Annotated in this window: 18 protein-coding genes; 8 read left to right on the forward strand and 10 right to left on the reverse strand. The window is 42.3% G+C overall.

What is annotated here, in order from left to right:
• Positions 1 to 49: 49 nt before the first annotated feature.
• Genes AC1F2U_RS00680 through AC1F2U_RS00690 form a run of 3 tightly spaced genes read left to right on the forward strand, consistent with a single transcriptional unit; the run spans position 50 to position 1,293 of the window.
• Positions 50 to 610, forward strand: a complete 561-nt coding sequence (locus AC1F2U_RS00680) for a hypothetical protein (RefSeq protein WP_480259388.1) — start codon at positions 50 to 52, stop codon at positions 608 to 610.
• Positions 611 to 666: 56 nt separating this feature from the next.
• Positions 667 to 954, forward strand: a complete 288-nt coding sequence (locus tag AC1F2U_RS00685; RefSeq protein ID WP_480259389.1) for a type II toxin-antitoxin system Phd/YefM family antitoxin — start codon at positions 667 to 669, stop codon at positions 952 to 954.
• Between the two features lie 9 nt (positions 955 to 963).
• The gene (locus tag AC1F2U_RS00690; RefSeq protein WP_480259390.1) at positions 964 to 1,293 is read left to right on the forward strand and encodes a Txe/YoeB family addiction module toxin; all 330 of its coding nucleotides are present in this window, start codon (positions 964 to 966) and stop codon (positions 1,291 to 1,293) included.
• A 58-nt stretch (positions 1,294 to 1,351) separates the two neighbouring features.
• Here the strand turns inward: AC1F2U_RS00690 and AC1F2U_RS00695 are convergent, their stop codons facing one another.
• A complete protein-coding gene (locus AC1F2U_RS00695) occupies positions 1,352 to 1,558 on the reverse strand; it encodes a type II toxin-antitoxin system HicB family antitoxin (RefSeq protein WP_480259391.1) in 207 nt (68 codons plus the stop codon).
• A 136-nt stretch (positions 1,559 to 1,694) separates the two neighbouring features.
• On the opposite strand from AC1F2U_RS00695, the gene ygfZ reads away from it, so the two are divergent.
• On the forward strand, positions 1,695 to 2,690 hold the full coding sequence (gene ygfZ / locus AC1F2U_RS00700) for a CAF17-like 4Fe-4S cluster assembly/insertion protein YgfZ (RefSeq protein ID WP_480259392.1): 996 nt from the start codon (positions 1,695 to 1,697) through the stop codon (positions 2,688 to 2,690).
• 5 nt (positions 2,691 to 2,695) lie between these two features.
• Here ygfZ and AC1F2U_RS00705 read toward each other — a convergent pair whose 3' ends face one another.
• The 4 genes from AC1F2U_RS00705 to AC1F2U_RS00720 form a co-directional block, all read right to left on the reverse strand.
• Entirely contained in the window at positions 2,696 to 3,628 is a 933-nt protein-coding gene (locus AC1F2U_RS00705) for a DUF5331 domain-containing protein (protein WP_480259393.1), read from the reverse strand.
• A gap of 48 nt (positions 3,629 to 3,676) precedes the next feature.
• Entirely contained in the window at positions 3,677 to 4,015 is a 339-nt protein-coding gene (locus AC1F2U_RS00710; RefSeq protein ID WP_480259632.1) for a (2Fe-2S) ferredoxin domain-containing protein, read from the reverse strand.
• 86 nt (positions 4,016 to 4,101) lie between these two features.
• The gene (locus tag AC1F2U_RS00715) at positions 4,102 to 5,076 is read right to left on the reverse strand and encodes a cysteine synthase A (RefSeq protein ID WP_480259394.1); all 975 of its coding nucleotides are present in this window, start codon (positions 5,074 to 5,076) and stop codon (positions 4,102 to 4,104) included.
• A gap of 148 nt (positions 5,077 to 5,224) precedes the next feature.
• Entirely contained in the window at positions 5,225 to 6,145 is a 921-nt protein-coding gene (locus tag AC1F2U_RS00720; RefSeq protein ID WP_480259395.1) for a hypothetical protein, read from the reverse strand.
• A gap of 416 nt (positions 6,146 to 6,561) precedes the next feature.
• On the opposite strand from AC1F2U_RS00720, the gene mnmA reads away from it, so the two are divergent.
• The gene (gene mnmA, locus AC1F2U_RS00725; protein WP_480259396.1) at positions 6,562 to 7,617 is read left to right on the forward strand and encodes a tRNA 2-thiouridine(34) synthase MnmA; all 1,056 of its coding nucleotides are present in this window, start codon (positions 6,562 to 6,564) and stop codon (positions 7,615 to 7,617) included.
• A 413-nt stretch (positions 7,618 to 8,030) separates the two neighbouring features.
• Here mnmA and AC1F2U_RS00730 read toward each other — a convergent pair whose 3' ends face one another.
• Positions 8,031 to 8,462 (reverse strand): hypothetical protein, encoded by a 432-nt coding sequence (locus AC1F2U_RS00730; protein WP_480259397.1) that lies wholly within the window; start codon positions 8,460 to 8,462, stop codon positions 8,031 to 8,033.
• Positions 8,463 to 9,017: 555 nt separating this feature from the next.
• On the opposite strand from AC1F2U_RS00730, the gene AC1F2U_RS00735 reads away from it, so the two are divergent.
• Positions 9,018 to 9,758, forward strand: coding sequence for a dienelactone hydrolase family protein (locus tag AC1F2U_RS00735; RefSeq protein WP_480259398.1), 741 nt, complete (start codon positions 9,018 to 9,020; stop codon positions 9,756 to 9,758).
• 26 nt (positions 9,759 to 9,784) lie between these two features.
• Here AC1F2U_RS00735 and AC1F2U_RS00740 read toward each other — a convergent pair whose 3' ends face one another.
• From AC1F2U_RS00740 to AC1F2U_RS00750, 3 genes are all read right to left on the reverse strand, one after another.
• Positions 9,785 to 10,741 carry an N-acetylglucosamine kinase gene (locus AC1F2U_RS00740; RefSeq protein WP_480259399.1) on the reverse strand — a complete coding sequence of 319 codons (957 nt, stop codon included), beginning with the start codon at positions 10,739 to 10,741 and terminating at the stop codon, positions 9,785 to 9,787.
• A gap of 127 nt (positions 10,742 to 10,868) precedes the next feature.
• Entirely contained in the window at positions 10,869 to 12,134 is a 1,266-nt protein-coding gene (locus AC1F2U_RS00745) for an MFS transporter (protein ID WP_480259400.1), read from the reverse strand.
• A 46-nt stretch (positions 12,135 to 12,180) separates the two neighbouring features.
• Entirely contained in the window at positions 12,181 to 12,603 is a 423-nt protein-coding gene (locus AC1F2U_RS00750) for a GxxExxY protein (RefSeq protein ID WP_480259401.1), read from the reverse strand.
• Between the two features lie 57 nt (positions 12,604 to 12,660).
• Between AC1F2U_RS00750 and AC1F2U_RS00755 the strand changes: the two genes are divergently transcribed.
• Together AC1F2U_RS00755 and AC1F2U_RS00760 are read left to right on the forward strand one after the other, a co-directional pair.
• Positions 12,661 to 15,645 (forward strand): valine--tRNA ligase, encoded by a 2,985-nt coding sequence (locus tag AC1F2U_RS00755; protein ID WP_480259402.1) that lies wholly within the window; start codon positions 12,661 to 12,663, stop codon positions 15,643 to 15,645.
• A 169-nt stretch (positions 15,646 to 15,814) separates the two neighbouring features.
• A complete protein-coding gene (locus tag AC1F2U_RS00760) occupies positions 15,815 to 16,249 on the forward strand; it encodes a hypothetical protein (RefSeq protein WP_480259403.1) in 435 nt (144 codons plus the stop codon).
• 110 nt (positions 16,250 to 16,359) lie between these two features.
• On the opposite strand, the gene AC1F2U_RS00765 is transcribed toward AC1F2U_RS00760, so the two are convergent.
• Positions 16,360 to 21,114: a beta strand repeat-containing protein gene (locus tag AC1F2U_RS00765; protein WP_480259404.1), complete on the reverse strand. Its 4,755-nt coding sequence runs from the start codon at positions 21,112 to 21,114 to the stop codon at positions 16,360 to 16,362.
• Between the last annotated feature and the right edge of the window lie 22 nt (positions 21,115 to 21,136).

A 21,136-nucleotide genomic window follows, 5' to 3' on the forward strand; every position in this document is an offset into this window, starting at 1 on the left:
TATTACTAATGAAGCTAGCAACCAGTCGGAAAAGATAAACTATAAGGGCGTGCCTTCTTTAGTTTTGTCAGGTGACGAAATTTATGAAGAACTTGGGGAAGAATTGATGTTTTTAGCTACCAATATGCTTCAAGAGATTGGTTTTGAGCAGAAGTTTAAGATGAGCAAGACATCGCAATATGTAGGCTATCGACTTCAAAATCCTGAAAAAGGAAGTAATCCTTATCAACTTATTTTATTAAAACAGAAAGAGCGTTTATCTATTTCTATCCCTTTAGATATTTTAGAACCACATTTACTCAACCTAAAGTATTGGGAATACAGTGATGCCGTAGAAGAGATATGCCTTTGTACAAAGGGAAGGTTTTGGGTATTACCTAATAAAAAAGAGATTTTTTTAGAATCACTCCATCTTAATTATTGGCACATCTTGCAAGTTGAAGGTAAAACAATGGGCGATTGTTGCATAAATACATGTTATAAGAAAGATCCTCCACTTGAAATAATGTGGGCTGCTATGAATGGTTATGAAGAATACGAGCGCAGATACATTGCTTTCTCCAATATCACCTTAGAAGAATTTAACCATCATTCAAAAAATTCAAGCTGAAGCAGCTCTTTAGTTACCTGCCAGCAAAGAGTAACAGATAAATTAAGGAACAAAAAATGTCTAATAAAACAAACTACACCGAAGCTTGCAATAATTTTGAAAAAATTTACGAAGAGGCAATTAGCACTCGTGAACCTGTAGTTGTTAGTCGTGAAGGTGCAGAAAGTGTATCCGTCATTCCTACTGCGGAACTTAACAGCATCATAGAGACAGCATACTTATTTCAATCACCTGAGAATGCAGCACGTCTTTTAGATGCTTTACAGCGTGTGAAAGCTAAGACTAATATGCCCCAAACTATAGACGAGTTGCGTAAAGAGTTCTCGCTCTACGAAGAAGAGTAAATAAATTCAATGTCGGATAATTTAGAACCAGAAGCACTTCCCCAATCTGAAGTTTCTCAAGAAAATAATTTAGAAAGCAACCTCATTTTTGACCGGAGATTTCTGGAAGACCTTACCTACTGGGTAGAGACAAATAGAAAAACTGCACTCCGCGTCTTATCTTTAGTTGAAGAGATTAGGCGGAATCCCTTTGAAGGGACAGGCAATCCTGAAAGATTGAGATACTATGATGCAAATGTATGGTCGCGCCGAATCACTCAAACTGACCGGATTGTTTACGTAGTAAGTGATAACCGAATCGAGTTTATTCAGGCGCGATACCATTATAGCGAGCGCTGATTTCATGATTAAGTGATGTAAACAAGCTGGGGTGGAAAAAGAGTGATGCCTACGGCGTTTAAGCGGTATCTATTTCTACCTGAAGTGTCTTAATTTGAGGAATAATAGTAGCTACTGGTGGTTCAAAATGCAGTGACAAAGCTTGTTCAAGATTAGCCAATGCCTCAGTTTCAGTCTCACCCTGGCTAGCAATATCAATCTCCAAACACTGTGCCACAAACCAGTTCCCTTCCTGCCATACGCTTGCAGAAAAAGTTCGTTTCATAAGTTTTTATTGTTCGGCACTTTCTTTTGATTTAATTATACGCTACAAGAAAATCGGAGATGCATTGAAGCCGCAAACGCTTATTTGTTAAGATTTCCAGTACAACAACATTAAAACAGGGCAACTTCTCATCACCATGCCAACATCTACACTTGACGATAAAGACGCAGCAGCTATCGAAGCTGCCAGAGTTGGGGTTGCAATCTGCGATCGCACCGCCTGGGGACGCATCAAAGTCGCTGGCGACGATCGCCTCAATTTCTTACACAACCAAAGTACTAACAATTTCCAAATACTCAAGCCAGGACAAGGCTGCGATACAGTTTTTGTCACTTCCACAGCCAGAACAATCGATTTAGCAACCGCCTACGTTAGAGAAGATGCGGTAATCTTGCTAGTTTCACCCAACCGCCGCCAATATCTCATGGAATGGCTGGATAAATATATTTTCTATGCCGACAAGGTGGAATTATCTGATATTACACAATACACCAATACCTTCAGCCTCATTGGCCCAGGAAGCGACGCTGTTTTAGAAAAGTTGGGTATTGGCGAACTTATCGGGCAACCTTACGGAAGTCACAAAGTATACACAATTGCTTCTGCCGAGGGTGTAAGGGTTGCTGTGGGTAGTGGGTTAGCTGCGCCCGGATACACCTTCACTTTCCCCTATACTGACAAAGCAACAGTGTGGAATAAATTGTTAGAAGCTGGGGCAGTAGAGATGAGCGATCGTGCCTGGGATGCTTTGCGAATTTTACAAGGCCGCCCCGCCCCAGATGCGGAACTCACAGATGATTACAATCCTCTAGAAGTTGGTTTGTGGCAAACAATTTCTTTTACTAAAGGTTGCTATATTGGGCAAGAAACTATTGCTCGGTTAAACACATATAAAGGTGTAAAACAACACCTGTTGGGTATTCGTCTCAGTGCCCCTGTGGAAGTTGGAAGTGCGATCGCAGTTGGAGATGAAAAGGTCGGCAAACTTACTAGTTACACCCAAACCGCTGATGGTTACTTTGGACTAGGTTACATTCGCACCAAAGCTGGTGGTGTAGGATTAAAAGTCAAAGTGGGAGAAACTGAGGGTGAAATAGTAGAAATCCCGTTTATTTCTCACGAGTACCCCTAAGTAGTTCAAATAAAAATATCTTTCTCTTTCTCTCTAGCACCGTAACAAAATTCATCTACCCAAGAAGCTATACTACGGGCATTTGTGGTTGGTAAATTCACTTTGCTTTTAACCTCTTGTGGTTGAATATTCGGTTGTTTGTCGTTACTTTTAACCTCAGTAGTAATTGCTAGCGATCGCACTGGTTTGCCATTACTAGAAATTTCAGTGGTAAGTGCCAACGATGCACCCACAGGGATTCGGACAGATGGCGCGTTGCTCTTAACTTCGGTAGCTAATGCCACAGATGGCATAGTTTTGGTTTTGCTGTTAACCTTACTGGTCATTGTCGCCGATGCTCCTGAAGGTAACTGACCAGAGTGCCAGCGTACTGGTTGATATTTCCTTAGCAAACCGGAGGATGGCGTTTTTGCCGGAGTATCTGGAGCAATTTTAGTTGCATTTACTACTATCAACTCAGGTTTGCGTGTGCGAACTACTTCAGTGGTAGCTGTAATTGATGGCACAAGTTTATCGGCGCGTGACAAGTTGGAATCTAGAGTCTTAGCAAGAGAATGAAGCGCAATCTTGCTGGCAGTTACAGCCGATGATAGATGTTTATCCTCAGAATGCTTCTCATCTGGCGACTCGCTTTCAACTTGGCTTATAGCCATAGAATGCTCTGATTTTATTAAACGTAACTCTTCATCAGGATTGAAGTTAAGACCTAAAGCAGCGACTATTTTATCTGGATCGTTATTTAGATCCAGCATAAAAGAAAGTATTTCGTCAAACTGGGGTTCTAAAACAGACAGTGTTGCTAAAATAAAACCGGACAAAGGACGGCGCAGACCATCATAAGTGGCCCAAATTCGCATTTTGACCAGCCAGGAAATATTTTGCTTGTAGTAAATAAGCCACTTTTGTTTTAAGGATTGACGCAGCTGCTGGATATTCATTGGATGCCTCACTTCAGTCAACAAGATTGCAGACCTTGATATTTTTAATTAGCTTGATTTCTGGGGATGAAACCGATAATAGAGCATCTGTTTGACTCTTTGACCACCTAGCAAATGATTTTCTATCAGTAGAGATACTTCATCCGGTTGAACGCCGCTATACCAGACCATATCGGGTAATATCAGCACCATTGGCCCATTACCACATTGTCCTAAACAGCTGCTAGCCGTTACAGTTACACCAGGGATTGGCAAAGCTGTAAAAGCTGCTAAAACCTTGGTTGCACCTTGCTTTTTACAAGTACGATTTTGACAGACTCGCACACATTTAGAAACAGAGTCTCGATCTATTTTTGAGAAGTCTGATGGTTGAATGATATTGGTCATTTGTCCTTTGTCGTTTGTCATTTGTCATTTGCCAAAAGTCAGAAGTCGGAAGCTAATGACCAATGACTAATGACTAATGACAATTACTAATCTATTGAAAGTCCTTTTGAGGCTAGCCATTCAGGGTTGAATATCCGCGACTGATATCGGGAACCGCTATCACACAAGATGGTGACGATGGTATGTCCTGGTCCCAATTGCTTCGCTAAGGCAACAGCTGCCCCAACATTAATACCCGTTGAGCCGCCCATTAACAAACCATCTTTCCTCAGCAGTTGGTAAACTACTCGCAAAGCTTCTTGATCGTCGATTTGGATGGCATCATCAGCAGGTGCGCCTTCCATATTGGCTGTGACACGACCGTTACCGATGCCTTCAGTGATGGAATTTCCTTCTATGTTGATTTCGCCAGTTTTGACATAGCTATAAAGCCCACTACCCAGCGGATCGGCTACAACACATTTAATTGCTGGATTTTGTTCTTTTAAGTACAATGCTACACCAGCATAAGTACCACCAGTACCTGTTGCAGTTGTCCATACATCTATTTTACCATCTGTTTGTGTCCAAATTTCCGGCCCTGTGGTTTCGTAGTGGGCAAGGCGATTGGCTAAATTATCAAACTGATTTGCCCAAATGGCATTTTCCAACTCAGCAGCTACTCTGCCAGATAGCTTGACATAGTTGTTCGGGTCTTTGTAGGGTACGGCGGGGACGGGACGAACTTCTGCTCCTAGTGCTGTCAGCGCGTCTATCTTTTCTTGTGACTGGGTATCGGGAATAATAATTAGGCATTTGTAGCCTTTGGCGTTGCAAATATGTGCTAGTCCAATGCCAGTATTACCAGCGGTTCCTTCTACAACAGTACCACCAGGTTTGAGTAGACCTTTCTTTTCTGCATCTTCGATGATGTAAAGTGCGGCGCGGTCTTTGACAGAACCCCCAGGATTGAGAAATTCTGCTTTGGCAAGGATTTCACACCCTGTTTCTTCGCTAAAACTGTTTAAGCGAATTAAAGGGGTGTTGCCAACAGCGCCAACGAAGCCATTCTTTATATCCATTTTGACTGTACTTGTGTGAGTCTCTATAAAAATTTTGGCTTATAGCTGTAGCATGATTTACAACTGATTTGCTTAAAATTCTATGATACTTACATTGGAGGCCTTGCCGTTGGTGTACTTCCTATCTCACTCCTAACTCCCCACTAATTTACTTTCCGTAATAAACTCTGGCATTACCGTATCCGAGCTTTCGCATATACTTGTTCCATTCCTCAGCTTGGAATCGATTGGGGAAAGGCCCGACTGCTACGTGTGGGCCCCGTGGTTGCGTCCTTTCGAGGACTCCGCCAGATCGTGCTAAATCTTGTGTCAATCCGCCTAGATTCTGCCTAACTTGTGCCGCGATCGCAGGTAATTGTTCGGAAGTGGTAGGAATGGCGACATAATATCTAGAGGCTCGCCTATTAGCATTTATATTATTGCGATCGTCTCTATAGTTATAGTTGCCATTGTCTGCATTTATTTCCTGTCCGTTACCAAAGCTGATAATTCGGGCGTTATATATGCCTCGTGACTGTAGCTCATTCACCCGTTGTTGGGCGTTGGCTACTCTGTTAAAAACTCCTGACTGAATTACAGTCCGACCTTGGAACTGGCGAATGTAAGCACTGGGTTCAATCTGACGTATTGCTTCTAGTGTCTGGAAATCATTACCATCAACGTAAACTAAATAGCGCTCAAAGTTCTGGTTATATTGACTAAACTGTGAACGTTGAGAGGGCTGAAAGTTCTGCTCAAATTGATTATTCGGTAATGGTTGGGAAGGCTGAAAATTCTGCTCAAATTGATTGTTCTGTAATGGTTGGGAAGGCTGAAAATTCTGCTCAAATTGAGTGTCTTGTACTGGTTGGGTAGGCTGAAAGTTAACTTCCGGTTGATTGAAGTCCTCTGCTTGAATTGGTTGTAACTGCGGTGATGGCTGTTGACCAAAGGGAATTGGCGGTGGCGGTAAAATCTCACCAGTTTCTTGAGCCAGTAGCACGTTGCTGTTGGAAATTTGTGCTTGTGCTGGCGTAGAGCCGGGAATCAGTACTAACCATCCTCCCACTAACAAAAAGAGAAATCTCATAGTGGGCTTACAACCCTCAAAACTTCGGCGCAGCATCTGAAATGGGATAAATTGACTTGATATTCCTCTCGACATAATAGTTAGAAAGTAGTCACAGTATTTTTAGGTAATTTCCATCAGGAACTAATTAGTTCACCGTTGTAGCAACTATATAGCGTTAACGTAAAGTTACCTCATCTGCGTGGCAAAAAATACATCTGTAATTAATCTTAGATGAAAGCTGTTTACGGACGTGCTTGCTTCCGTTATGGATGGAAGAAACAAGTCAAATTTTCTTCCCTTCTGTCTGGTTGTTGAGCGATTACGCTCAGTGACCACCTGCCTCCTGCCTTTAAAACTGAAGCGCTTTAGTAGCAAGGCTTTGAAGAGCGTGTGCTACAATTGGACAACCACGCAGCTATCGTGTCGTGCTTTGTATGAAAAAAGTCGTCGTTGGTCTTTCTGGTGGCGTTGACAGTTCCACCGCCGCAGCTATCCTGCACCATCAGGGCTATGAAGTGATTGGTTTGACTCTTTGGCTAATGAAAGGCAAAGGTCAATGTTGCTCTGAAGGTATGATCGACGCGGCTGAACTCTGTGAACAACTGGGCGTTCCTCATCAGATTGTAGATATTCGGGATCTCTTTCAGACGCATATTGTCGATTACCTAGTGACTGGTTACAGTGCGGGGATTACGCCTTTGCCTTGCTCTCAGTGCAATAAAACGGTGAAGTTTGGGCCAATGGTGCAGTATGCTCGTGAAGAATTGGGATGCGATCGCATTGCCACTGGTCATTATGCCCGCATTAGCTATGACGAAGCAACTGGACGTTATCAGTTATTAAGAGCTGTTGACCGCAACAAAGATCAGTCATACTTTCTCTATGATTTGTCTCAAGATTTACTTGCAGCAACTATATTTCCTTTGGGCGAATTGGAAAAAACTGACACGCGCCGGATTGCAACTGAATACGGACTGAAAACTGCTGATAAACCAGAAAGTCAAGACTTATGCTTAGTGGAAAGTAACGGTTCCATGCGGGCATTTTTGGATAAATATTTAGCTCCCAAAACAGGCGATATTGTCGATGTCACGGGCAAAGTTTTGGGACAGCATGATGGTGTGCATCACTACACCATTGGACAGCGCAAAGGCTTGGGGATTGCTGCTGCCGAACCGTTGTATGTGATTGAATTAGATGCAGAGAATAATAAAGTAGTAGTAGGCGATCGCACCAAGGTAACTCAGCCAGAATGCACTGTAAATCGGGTAAATTGGGTTTCTATTGCCGAACCATCCACGCCAATTCATGCCGAAGTGCAAATTCGCTATCGTTCAACGGCTACACCAGTGACAGTAATTCCGTTGGAAAACTCTCGTGTGCGTTTGGTGTTTGATGAACCCCAAATCAGCATTACCCCCGGACAAGCGGCAGTGTGGTACGACGGCGAGAAAGTGTTAGGTGGCGGAATTATTGAACAGTTTAGTTAAGAATCACCCCTTTGTAGAGACGTAGATTTATCGCGTCTCTTCCCTTAACCGAACTGTCTTGGATGATACACCCTTTTCATCAACAAAATCATAATTTTCGTAATAATCGCCTTTTATAGAATTGCCAAAAGCTCAACCTGACTTCTCACCGTATTTGGAAAATTTCTCTCCTAAAAGGCTACGGTGTAGATACAGTGTATTAAAGCGATCGCTTTCCGATTAACGATCCCAATCTACCCCCACGCTTGTCACCACGCCCAAATAATCCGGTAGAATTTTTGCATGGGTGCGTCAGTGTACACAGAAGCAGCTTACGGAACGGCACTGTTGGCGATGGAAGAGAGAAAAAGGGGTTAATCAACAGCGCATCTTTCGGTAAATATCTTCTAAATCAGTATCTATCTCAGTGACAATCAACATATTCCAGGTGAACCATATAAAATTGCTTGACCTTTACGATTAATCGTGCGTATCCAGTGTTTTAGAACTAGTTGGGAAACTCCAGTATCTTCAGTACATTTGTTTAAGGTATAAGGTTCACTTATAATTGGGAAAATATCAGGTATTGCCTCTTTAGATACTGCTTGTAAAAATAACGGAAGATAATGTTGAAACCATTCTTTAAACTTATTAATTAATTCTTCTTTAGATGAATTTAATATTTCTGTTTCATTAAAAAAACAACTCTCATGAATCTGTGGAAAATCAAATGCATATACATCTTCAGCAATTTTATTTGCTATCATTATAGGATTGATTTCTAAAATCTTTTTTGCAAGAAAGGAACCTGCATTGTTTATTAATCTTATATCTATACCTGAATCTATTAACTGTATACTTAACAATGAAAATATATCTAAATATTTGTGTAGTCGAAATTTACTAGGAGAAACTAATATATAAATATCTACCTCAGTTCGTCCATTGTCTGTTGTTATATAAAAATTCTTGGCAGCAATTTCAGTTGGTATTTGTTGATATATGAAGTCGCAAAATTTAATAAATGGACTTTTTACTATGTTTAAAAAATCTTTATACTCTGGAGAATTATAAATACTATTATCATTATGCTTATTTTTGTATTGTTGGATTACTTTAAAGGTATTTTCAGAGAAAAATGTTTTTTCTTCGTGATTATTATTTATAAAAAGTAAAAGTTTCTAATATTTTATGTTATAAATCATTTCAATCTACTTATTGAATAAATAAAACGCTAGCGTAAAAATACTTAGAGTAATGAGATATGGTTGCTTAGTAGCTTCGCAACAAACTTTCACTGAGGATATTAAACGATCGCATTGATAGTAAAAGAACGCCAAATTGTGGGTTTAAAGTAACCGGATGCTGCGGCGCTATAGTGTAGAAGCTAATGACAGCAAGCGTAACACGGAGACAAAAAAGTGCAAATCACTAAGCGCAATGTTGAATTAAGAGTAGATGGCAGCTTAATGCGTGTTTATGTAGCGGCTCCCAAAGCAGCAGGAAAATACCCTGGTATTGTCTTCTACAGTGATATTTATCAGTTAGGTGATGCAATGATTCGTCTAGCTAACTACTTAGCAGGATACGGCTATGTAGTAGCAGCCCCAGAAATTTTTCACCGAATTGAGCCAGTTGGTTTAGTAATTGAGCCAGACGATCTGGGAAGGATGCGCGGTAATGACGATGCGCGTCGAACCTCCGTAGCTGATTATGATGCCGATTGCCTTGCTGTGATTGAATTTATGAAAACAGAGAGTGCGGTTTCTCCAAATCAAATAGGCACTCTCGGCTTTTGTATTGGTGGACATTTAGCTTTCCGCGCAGCCTTTCAAAGCGAAATTCTGGCTTGTGTCTGCTGTTACCCTACTGGTATTCCCAGTGGTAAACTGGGTAAAGAGGTAGCCGATACAATTCAGAGGGTAAGTGAAATCAAAGGCGAGATGCTAATGGTGTTTGGTACTCTTGATCCTCATATACCAGATAGCGATCGCCAAATCATAATAAAAGCAATTGAGAACGCTAACATACCTCACCAAGTTTTCTTGTATGAAGCAGAGCATACATTCATGCGTGACGACGGTTATCGTTATGATTCTAGTGCTACTACCGCAGCTTGGTTTGAAATAGTAACTTTCTTGGGGCGCATATTTGCAGAGTGAAAACTTATATTATTGCTTTCTTCGCGTCAATTTTGAGTTGTCTGCAACGCTAACAAACCAGCACCATAAGCAGGTTCATACCTCGGAAAAATCACGTTTACATTAGGAAACTTCTTAACAAGAGACGCTGCAAATCTTTCATGGATCTTGCATCTACCGCGCCAGACACTTCCTGTTGTGACTACTTCTAAAACTGAGTCGGCATTAAAAATTGCATCAATTACTGTAGATGTAGCTTTTACTAACTCTTTTACAGCATTATCAATTATGATATTCGCTACTATATCACCTGATGCTGCTGCAAAATCTACAATTGGTGCTAAAGCAGCTATCTGTTTAACTCCCCATTCTCGGCGATATACTACTTCTATTAAATCTTCTATACTTTCCAAATTAAGATGCTGTTTGAAACCATCTACCAAACTCGTTGATATTTCTCGTCCATCATAAGATTTTAATGCTGCGTTCATGCCTGCGATCGCAATTTTATAAGCGCTACCTTCATCTCCTAGAATATATCCCCAGCCGCCGACTCGCTTAGTATGTCCTTCATGATTTCGACCGAAAACTATCGAACCAGTACCGGCTGCAACCACAATTCCTACAGGCTGACCAATTCCACCAACTAAAGCAATTAAAGCATCGTTACAAATTACAATATTGGCTGGTTGTAGTGCCCAATTAATAAGCAATTTATTATTCTGTAACTCTTTAACTAAACCTTTTACTACTTCGATATCTGTTGCACGACCTACACCTGCTAAACCCAAACATATCGCATCAATATTCACAGAATTTGTAATTATTGCTACTTCAACTGCATTTTTAATTGCAGATTGAATAGATTGTAGAGTGGCTTCGATACCTATACTCTGATAATTAGATGGGCCTGCTTCAGCACGACCTAGCACTAGATGCAAATCATCCATTAAGACACAAACAGTCTTGCTACCGCCGCCATCTACCCCCAAAACATAACTCATATAGCAGTCCTAAATCATCTTTTAAAGTCTCCATTTCTTATCTCTCTGTGTTCTCTGCGTCTCTGTGGTTCGATTATAATTATATTTTTCATAACTCATTTATAATTGCTATTAAATTGTAACAATATTAACTATTTTGACGCTTTACTTCTTCTTTTAAAGGAATAAAAAATATAGCAATCATCCCAGGAATTGTGAGCAAACAAACCAAGATAAAAAATAGCGGATAACTAAGTTCTTTTTGTAAATAACCGCTAACTAATCCGGGTAACATCATTCCTAAAGCCATAATGCCAGTAGATATGGCAAAATGAGAAGTTTTATATTCGCCTTGGCAAATATACATTAAATAAACACTAAAAGCTGTAAATCCAAAACCATACCCAAATTGCTCCAAGGAAACCAAGGGATATACTAATGTTAGTGAAGGCTTCGTGTAAGCCATATATACATAAAATACATCAGGTAAATTCAATGCTAGAGCCATAGGAAAGAGACATTTTTTCAATCCATATTTAGAAATTAGTAAACCTCCTAAAATTCCTCCACAGATTAGGGATATTATCCCAAATGTACCGTAGACTAATCCGACATCTGACGTTGATAGCCCTAAACCACCTACTTCTGGTTTGTCCAATAAAAATAAAGAGGCTATCTTGACAAGCATTGCTTCGCCAAGCCTGTAGAGCAAGATAAATGCTAAAATGCTTATAATTTTATCTTGAGCAAAATATGAGCTAATGATAGACCAAAAAGGGATTGTTTCTGTAGCCTGTAGCTGTTGTTTATTATCTGACTCAGGTAAGGGTAAAAATAGACGATGAGAAATAAGCAGGATTGCTAAAATTAAAGCTGAGAAGCCAATAGCTAGAGTCCAACTTAAAGGAATATTATTGAGTGATACTTCAAGCTGACCTGCTAAGACTACTAATATTCCTGAACCGAAGATAACAGCCATTCTATAAAACAGTGAGCGAATGCCAACAAAGAAGGCTTGTTGTTCTGGAGATAAAGCCAACAGATAAAAGCCATCGGTAGCAATGTCATAAGTTGCAGAAATAAATGCTCCTATTGTTAATGTTGCGAGGGAGATGAAAAAGAAATTTGATAGTTGTAAGGAGATGGCTATCAAACCCAAGCAGCAGAACATGGCAAATTGGGTATAAAGTATCCATTGACGTTTGGTAGAGTAAGTATCGACAATTGGGGCCCAAAACATTTTGATGACCCAAGGTAGATAGAGAAAACTTGTCCACAGGGCAATTTGAGTGTTATCTATTCCGAGTTTTTTGTAAAAGATTACGGAAACTGTGTTGATGATGATGTAAGGTATGCCGGAAGTGAAATATAAGGTGGGGATGAATGTCCAAGGGGAGGTTGTTAGGTGTTTCATGGATTTGAGGAACGAACCGCCAAGACGCCAAGTGCGCCAAGGAAGATTAAGAGAGGATGATGCGTTTGATGCCGTCTTTGAGAAGGGGGACGTTAAAGTTGATGAGAAGGGCTAAGGGGTAATTAGTCATTTTAAGGTATGAGAGGACTTGAGCTTCGTGGATTGGGGCTAAATTTTGAACAGCTTTTAATTCCACAATTAAACAATTGGCAACTAGAAAATCTAATCTCCCCTTGCCTACTTCATGTCCTTTGTAATTCACTATTACCCCCTTCTCAACCACATGAGGTATCCCGCACCTGAAAAATTCTATAATTAGCGCCTCCTTATACACCTCCTCCAAAAACCCTGGCCCCAACACCCTATGCACCTCAATCGCCACCCCAATCACAGCGTAAACTAATCTATCCACCTCCTCACTTGGCTCACTTCTCTTGGCGTCCTTGGCGTCTTGGCGGTTCGTTTCCATCAATCCCTCTCCAACCCTGTGGCAAAATTTATTAGAGTCCTTCCTTAGTTTTCCCGCATGACCGCAACCATTCCCAATCTCCCCAGTCTCTACGACCCCTTTTCCACCGAAGCCAAGTGGCAAAAATTCTGGGAAGACAACCAAGTTTACAAAGCTGACCCCAACAAAGGCGGCGAACCCTACTGCATCGTCATTCCCCCCCCAAATGTCACCGGCAGCTTACACATGGGTCACGCCTTTGAAAGTGCCTTAATTGATACCCTCGTGCGCTACCACCGGATGCAGGGACGCAATACCCTATGGCTACCCGGAACTGACCACGCCAGCATTGCTGTGCATAGTATGCTGGAAAAGCAACTCAAAAAAGAGGGTAAGACTCGCTACGAATTGGGGCGCGAGAAGTTCCTAGAACGCGCTTGGCAATGGAAGGCGGAGTCTGAGGGAACGATTCTGAATCAGCTACGACGCTTGGGTGTCTCGGTGGACTGGTCACGGGAAAGGTTTACCCTTGATGAGGGTTTATCTAAGGCTGTTGTCGAGGCATTTACTCGTCTCTACGAGGAAGGCTTAATTTATCGTGGTGAATATTTAGTTAACTGGTGTCCCGCTTCTCAGTCGGCGGTGTCTGATGTAGAAGTAGAAAATCAAGAGGTGAATGGAAATCTCTGGCACTTCCGCTATCCCCTCACCGATGGTTCCGGTTTTGTAGAGGTGGCGACAACTCGACCAGAAACGATGCTGGGTGATACGGCTGTAGCAGTTAATCCCAATGACGATCGCTACAAACATCTCATTGGTAAAACTGTAACTCTGCCAATTCTACAACGAGAAATTCCGATCATTGGCGATGAATTTGTTGATCCCACTTTCGGCACAGGCTGCGTGAAGATAACTCCCGCCCATGACCCGAACGATTTTGACATGGGTAAGCGTCACAATCTGCCGTTAATCAACATTATGAACAAAGACGGCACTCTCAACGCCAATGCTGGGGAGTTTCAAGGACAAGACCGCTTTGTTGCTAGAAAAAATGTGGTTTCTCGCCTAGAAGCAGATGGCTTTTTGGTGAAGATAGAAGATTATAAGCATACCGTTCCTTATAGCGATCGCGGTAAAGTACCTATTGAACCCCTCCTCTCGACTCAGTGGTTCGTCAAAATTCGCCCCCTAGCTGATAACACTCTCGAATTCCTCGACCAGCAAACTTCTCCAGAGTTTGTCCCCCAACGCTGGACAAAGGTCTATCGTGATTGGCTAGTAAAACTCACTGATTGGTGTATCTCTCGCCAATTATGGTGGGGACACCAAATTCCGGCTTGGTACGCTATCAGTGAAACGGATGGGCAAATTACTGATAATACGCCGTTTGTAGTCGCAAAATCGGAAACTGAAGCTTGGGAAAAAGCTAAATTACAATTTGGTGAAAATGTCAAGTTAGAACAAGACCCAGATGTGCTAGATACTTGGTTCTCTTCTGGACTCTGGCCATTTTCGACCTTGGGCTGGCCGGAACAAACTCAAGATTTAGCGACTTACTACCCGACTACTACTTTGGTGACAGGCTTTGACATCATCTTTTTCTGGGTAGCGAGAATGACTATGATGGCTGGGCATTTTACGCAGCAAATGCCTTTCCAAACGGTTTACATCCACGGCTTGGTGCTGGATGAAAAAGGCCAGAAGATGTCAAAGACCAAAGGTAATGGGATTGACCCATTGTTATTAATTGACAAATATGGTACTGATGCCCTGCGGTATACCTTAATTAGGGAAGTGGCTGGCGCTGGTCAAGATATCCGCTTAGAATACGATCGCAAAAAGGATGAATCGGCTTCTGTTGAGGCATCGCGCAACTTTGCAAATAAGTTGTGGAATGCTGCCCGGTTTGTGATGATAAATTTGGATGGACAAACGCCGCAACAATTGGGGAACCCAGTAGCCACCGAATTGAGCGATCGCTGGATCATCTCGCGGTATCATCAAGTTATCAAACAAACCACTAATTACATCGATAATTACGGTTTAGGGGAAGCAGCAAAAGGACTCTACGAATTCATCTGGGGTGATTTCTGCGACCAGTATATTGAACTAGCGAAATCCAGATTGCAAGCAGATGCCGATCCAGTATCGCGGCGGGTAGCACAGCAAACTCTCGGCTACATATTGGAAGGAATTTTAAAACTGCTTCATCCGTTGATGCCTCATATTACCGAAGAAATTTGGCAAACTCTCACCCAACAACCAGCAGATTCCCCGCAAACTTTACCATTACAAATATATCCTCAGGTAGATGCAAGCCTAATTGATTCAGCTTTAGAAGAACAGTTTGAATTACTCATTGCTACTATCCGCATAATTCGGAATTTGCGAGCTGAGGCAGATATTAAGCCTGGGGTAAAAGTGACAGCGAATTTGCAAACTGAAAGCCAGAAAGAGCGGGAAATTCTCACTGCTGGACAGTCTTATATTAAAGATTTGGCGAAGGTTGAGACTTTAACCATTACCGACAAGCAAGAAAACCAAACTGTTGCTGCGAAAAAACCTCAGAGGGGTTTGAAGACAATTGGCTTAATTATCGTGGCTATTGTCTTTGCTAGATTGGGTTTAGCTGCGGGAAATGCCATTGATGACATTCCCATCGTCGGAACTTTCTTTGAACTAGTTGGTTTTGGTTACACAGCGTGGTTTGTTAGCCAAAATTTACTCACTGCTCAAGCAAGACTTAGGTTATGGAGCCGATTTTTCCCGCAGAGTGAGTTAGAACAACCACAAGAAGCAGAAAATGCGATCGCAGGTGTAATTGGTACAATACAGGTGCTAATTCCTCTAAGCGGTGTGGTAGATATTGAAGCTGTACGTGCCAAGCTAGAAAAAAGCTTGAGTAAAGCTGAAGCAGAAGTTCAATCCCTGAGTACCAGATTAAACAATCCTAGTTTCGTAGATAGAGCTAGACCCGACGTGGTACAGGGGGCGCGTGATGCCTTAGCAGAAGCACAGAAGCAAGCTGAAATTTTGCGCGATCGCCTCAAGGGGTTAATGTAGGCATAGCCTGCGTCCCTTAGGATAACTGTAATGGGTAATGGGAGTGTTAATAATTCTCAATTACCCATTACCAATTAACAAGATCCAAATATCAATTCTGGGACTTATTATTTTATTAAATTTTTTTAATTTTTAATTTTTAATTTTGAATTGGAGCAAAGCGACTCTCATGCTATATCTAGCCCAGGTGCGTAAAAACGATTTTTTAGACCAGCACCAGTTACGCTTGTTGGCGCGTCAAGAAGCTGATAACTTGTGGGCGATAATTCCCGAAGAGGCTTTTATTCTCCTGGGAAAGGGAAAGATGATGAGTGAGAACTTGCTTGTTTTAGTAGAACTTTCCCCTACAGGCGACATAGAAAGACTAGAAGACGCCACCAACTGGGTACTGCATCTGGTACAAAACTACCTCACTATCGGTATTACCCCGGAATTTTTGCAGCACGAAGCCGAGCGAGCAGAACATTGGCGACAATCCCTGACGTTGCAAAACCAAGACTTAGCAAGGCGTTCTTTAGAGTTAGAAGCTAGACGCGAACAAATTCAAGCCTTAGAAGAAAGCCTCAAACGCGAGAAAAATAGTTATTCCCAAGAGGAAAGTTAAAAGTTTGCAGTGATGTTGCACTCAAGTGTGTATTTATGACAAATTACCCAGCAAGAGTTGATTTGTCTCTTACTGGGTAATTTACTAATGCTAGCTATAGCTAGCTTTAGTTAAGCAATCACAGTAATATTTGCACTACTAAGCACTGCTTTATTTGAGAACAGGGCTATCTGAACTTTTGCAACGCTACCAATCCCATCTTTATCAAAGAATAAGTTCCCCGTAGTTTGATCGTAGATGAAGCGATCGCTTGTGCTTGTAGCACTAGTGCCAAGTCGGAACAAGCCCGAATCAAGCGTCGTATCTTGAGGTTGGTTTAGCCCAAATTCTGCTTTAGAAATGAAGATAGTATCATCTCCAACAGTAAAATCAGCGATCGTATCATAGCCTCCAGTGCGAGTATCTGTCAGGTATAAGCTATCTCGCCCATTTCCACCAGTCAGCATATCTTTACCAATTCCACCAAATAAGCTATCGTTACCTACACCGCCTAACAAGCTGTCATTGCCTGAATTACCAAAAAGGCTATCGTTACCATCTCCTCCCGATAATGTATTAGCACCAGTATTTCCAAACAGGATGTTATTAAGGTTGTTACCTGTAGCAGTAATTGCCCCAGTTCCAATCAGCGTCAAGTTCTCTAGGTTATCTCCCAACGCCCAATTTACCGAAGAGTTAACTAAATCTGTGCCTGCATTTAAGCCTTCAACAATAACATCGCCGAGGTTGTCTACAGTGTAGATGTCATTGCCAACTCCACCATTAAGACTATCAATCCCTGCGCCTCCATCCAAGGTGTCATCGCCGGAACCCCCCAACAAAGTGTCATTGCCTGAATTACCAAAGAGGCTATCGTTACCATCTCCTCCGCTCAAACTATTAGCACCAGTATTTCCAATCAGGATGTTATTAAGGCTGTTACCAGTACCAGTGATTGCCCCACTTCCAGTCAGGGTCAAGTTCTCAAAGTTCTCTTCTAATACCCAATTTACAGCAGACTTGACTAAATCTGTGCCTCCATTTAAGCCTTCGGCAATAATAATATCGCCAAGATTATCTACGATATAAGTGTCATTGCCGGCTCCACCATTGAGAGTATCAATTCCTACACCTCCATCCAAAGTATCATCGCCTGCACCGCTTGACAAACTATCATTACCTGAACTACCAAAGAGGCTATCGTCACCATCTCCTCCACTCAACTTGTTAGCACCACTATTTCCAATCAGGATGTTATTAAGGCTGTTACCAGTACCATCTATTGCCCCGGTTCCAGTCAGGGTCAAGTTTTCTACGTTATCTGCCAACACAAAACTCACCGAAGACTTAACTAAATCTATGCCTAGATCTAAGCCTTCGACAATAATATCGCCGAGATTATCTACGATGTAAATGTCATTGCCTGCTCCACCATTGAAGCTATCAGCTCCTAAACCTCCATCCAAGGTGTCATTGCCTGCACCACCTAACAAGGTGTCATTACCTGTACCACCAACGAGGCTATCATTGCCATCTTCCCCGCTCAAGCTATTAGCACCAGTATTACCAATCAGGATATTATTTAGGCTGTTACCAGTACCATTGATTGCGTCGGTTCCAGTCAGAGTCAAGTTTTCTACGTTATCTGTCAACACAAAACTCACCGAAGACTTGACTAAATCTGTGCCTGCATTTAAGCCTTCAGTAATAGTATCGCTGAGGTTGTCTACGATGTAAGTGTCATTACCGATTCCACCATTAAGACTATCAGCTCCTAAACCTCCATCTAAGGTGTCATTGCCTGTACCACCTAACAAAATGTCATTACCTGCACCACCAACGAGGCTATCATTGCCACCTTCTCCGCTCAAGCTATTAGCACCAGTATTACCAATCAGGATATTATTAAGGCTGTTACCAGTACCATTGATTGCATCGGTTCCAGTCAGAGTCAAGTTTTCCAGGTTATTTCCCAATACCCAACTCACCGAAGACTTGACTAAATCTGTACCTGCACTGGCGGATTCAACAACAATGTCGCCGATGGTGTCTACAGTATAAGTGTCATTGCCTTTACCACCAATGAGGCTATCGTTACCTGTACCACCATCTAAGAAATCATTTCCATCGCTGCCATCAAGTGTGTCGTTATCACCTAGTCCGTTGAGCGTGTCATTGCCCAGCAATCCTGAGATGATATCCATGATCGCTGTACCATTCAGGCTGTCTGCACCTGAAGTACCATTAATCAGATTGAATTGATTAATGGCCAAATTTACAATGGCAGTACTGCTGCCACCCTGCCCATCACTTATGGTATAAGTGAAGCTGTCGGAGCCATAATAGTCTGGGACAGGGGTATAAGTGTAAGTACTATCAGGATTTTTAACTAAGCTTCCTTGGCTAGGTTGGGTAAAGCTAGTGATGCTCAATACGTCATTGTCCGCATCTGTATCATTGCTCAACAGAGTCGTAGCGTTAATGATAATAGGTGTGTTTTTGTTTGTGGTGATGCTGTCGTTAACAGCGACAGGAGCATCATTCACCGCCGTAATATTAATATTGCGGGTAATGACGGTACTACTAACAGTCCCATCATTAACTATAAAGCTGACAGTACGAGGTGTGAGACTGGGATTATCACTGCTGTTGGTATAAGTAATGGAACGTAGTGCAGTTTGATAATTAGCAGCACTAGAACTGCCAGTTAAAGTTAAGACACCTGTGCTGCTGTTATAGCTGCCTGTAATCTCATTTTGATTGATAAAGGCGAGGGTATCTTGAGCAGAGACAAAACCACTGGTAATGCTGATAGTGGCACTAACCAGGTTGGGGGAGTCTACATCACTAACGATGATGGCTGAGTCGATGGCTGTAGTGGCGTTCTCTGTATATGCCAGGGCAGAGTTAGTGGCAGTGGCAATGGGCGCATCATTCACTGCCGTAAAATTAATAGTGCGGGTAATAGCTGTACTATTATCAATTCCATCATTGACCGTAAAGCTGACAGTACGAGGTGTGAGACTGGGGCTATTAGTACTGTTGGTATAAGTAATGGAACGCAGTGCAGTTTGATAATTAGCAACACTAGAACTGCCAGTTAAAGTTAAGACACCTGTGCTGCTGTTGTAGCTGCCTGTAATGCCATTTTGCTCAGTAAAGGCGAGTATGTCTTCGGCAGAAACAAAGCCACCGCTAATCCTGACAATGGCACTAACTAGGTTAGGGGAGTCTACATCGCTGACGATGATGCCTGAGTCAATGGCTGTAATGGCGTTTTCGGTGTACAGCAGAGGAGAGGTGGTGGCAGTAGCAACGGGCGCATCATTCACCGCCGTAATATTAATGTCACGTGTTAGGGTTTTACTACTAACATTCTCGTCATTAACTATAAAGCTGATGGTACGAGACGTGAGACTGGGGTTATCACTGGTGTTGGTGTAAGTAACCGAACGCAGTGCAGTTTGATAATTAGCAACACTAGAACTGCCAGTTAAAGTTAAAACCCCTGTGCTGTTGTTGTAGCTGCCCGTAATCCCATTTTGGTTGGTGAAGGCGAGGGTATCTTGACTAGAGATGAAACCACTGGTAATACTGACGGTAGCAGTAGCCAGGTTGAGGGAATCCTCATCGCTGACAGTGATGGCTGAGTCGATGGCTGTAGTGGCATTCTCAGTGTATGCCAAGGGAGAGACAGAAGTAGAGGTGATTATCGGAGGAATGCCACTTTTGTATAGTTGGGCATATATTCCCCCCTTATTATCTATTTCTTCACCCTGGGCTATTGCCTCGTCTTGACCATAGCTAGTCCAGGAAATCACAAAGTCTCCCTTTCCATTCATCGCTACTGTGGGAGTACTTTGATCGTTGGGGGTGTAAGCATTGACCTGAAATTCGCTCCCTTGAGCCACACCATAACGGTTGTAGCGTTGCGCATATATCCCAAATCCAGAATTATCCTGATTATTACTTTGCCAGGAAATGATAAAGTCCCCATCTGTATCTATCGCTACTGTGGGGTTAACTTGATCGCTAGCTGTCTCGGTATTGACCCGAAATTCACCCCCTTGAGCATCCCCAGCACTGTTATAGCGTCGGGCATATATTCCATAACCAAATCCGTCCTGATTATTGCTTTGCCAGGAAATGATAAAGTCCCCCGTTGCATCCATCGCTACTGTAGGGTTAACTTGATCGCTAGCTGTCTCAATATTAACTCGAAATTCATCCCCTTGAGCATCCCCAGCACTGTTGTAGCGTTGGGCATATATCCCATTCCTAGACCCGTCCTGCTCAAAACTAGACCAGGAAATGATGAAGTCCCCATCTGCATCCATCGCTACCGCAGGGTTGTATTGAAAGCTGTCGATGGTAGTATTGACCTGAAATTCGCCCCCTTGAGCATTCCCAGAACTGTTGTAGCTTTTAGCATATATTTCATAGCTAGTTCCTTCCTGATTAAAACTAGTCCAGGAAATTACAAAGTCCCCCGTTGCATCCATCGCTACTGTGGGGTTAGCTTGAAAGCTAGGGATGTTGGTATTTACCTGAAACTCAGCCCCTTCAGCCACCCCATCACTGGTGTAGCGTCGGGCATATATCCCATTAGTTCCGCCCTCATCAAAACCATTCCAGGAAATTACAAAGTCCCCCGTTGCATCCATCGCTACTGCTATGGAGTTATATACAGTACCAGTAGTATAAGTATTGACATGGAATTCAGCCCCTTGAGGCTCCCCATCACTGTTGTAGAGTTGAGCATATATCTCAGTCCCGTCTTGAACATCACTTTGCCAGCAAATAATAAAGTTACCTCCTGCATCTATAGCTACTGTGGAGTTAGATTGATTGCCAATGGTGGTGGTATTAGCTTGGAATTCAGTCATGAAAAAACCTCTGAAAAAACTA

This window comes from Nostoc sp. LEGE 12454, assembly GCF_056620565.1.

Bases quoted from the DNA above. Each gene is read 5' to 3' on its own strand.
- AC1F2U_RS00705 (WP_480259393.1), bottom strand. From the start codon at position 3,628: ATGAATATCCAGCAGCTGCGTCAATCCTTAAAACAAAAGTGGCTTATT.
- AC1F2U_RS00760 (WP_480259403.1), top strand. From the start codon at position 15,815: ATGCTATATCTAGCCCAGGTGCGTAAAAACGATTTTTTAGACCAGCAC.
- AC1F2U_RS00755 (WP_480259402.1), top strand. From the start codon at position 12,661: ATGACCGCAACCATTCCCAATCTCCCCAGTCTCTACGACCCCTTTTCC.
- AC1F2U_RS00690 (WP_480259390.1), top strand. From the start codon at position 964: ATGTCGGATAATTTAGAACCAGAAGCACTTCCCCAATCTGAAGTTTCT.
- AC1F2U_RS00750 (WP_480259401.1), bottom strand. From the start codon at position 12,603: ATGGAAACGAACCGCCAAGACGCCAAGGACGCCAAGAGAAGTGAGCCA.
- AC1F2U_RS00745 (WP_480259400.1), bottom strand. From the start codon at position 12,134: ATGAAACACCTAACAACCTCCCCTTGGACATTCATCCCCACCTTATAT.
- ygfZ (WP_480259392.1), top strand. From the start codon at position 1,695: ATGCCAACATCTACACTTGACGATAAAGACGCAGCAGCTATCGAAGCT.
- AC1F2U_RS00695 (WP_480259391.1), bottom strand. From the start codon at position 1,558: ATGAAACGAACTTTTTCTGCAAGCGTATGGCAGGAAGGGAACTGGTTT.
- AC1F2U_RS00710 (WP_480259632.1), bottom strand. From the start codon at position 4,015: ATGACCAATATCATTCAACCATCAGACTTCTCAAAAATAGATCGAGAC.
- AC1F2U_RS00720 (WP_480259395.1), bottom strand. From the start codon at position 6,145: ATGAGATTTCTCTTTTTGTTAGTGGGAGGATGGTTAGTACTGATTCCC.
- AC1F2U_RS00765 (WP_480259404.1), bottom strand. From the start codon at position 21,114: ATGACTGAATTCCAAGCTAATACCACCACCATTGGCAATCAATCTAAC.
- AC1F2U_RS00715 (WP_480259394.1), bottom strand. From the start codon at position 5,076: ATGGATATAAAGAATGGCTTCGTTGGCGCTGTTGGCAACACCCCTTTA.
- AC1F2U_RS00740 (WP_480259399.1), bottom strand. From the start codon at position 10,741: ATGAGTTATGTTTTGGGGGTAGATGGCGGCGGTAGCAAGACTGTTTGT.
- AC1F2U_RS00685 (WP_480259389.1), top strand. From the start codon at position 667: ATGTCTAATAAAACAAACTACACCGAAGCTTGCAATAATTTTGAAAAA.
- mnmA (WP_480259396.1), top strand. From the start codon at position 6,562: ATGAAAAAAGTCGTCGTTGGTCTTTCTGGTGGCGTTGACAGTTCCACC.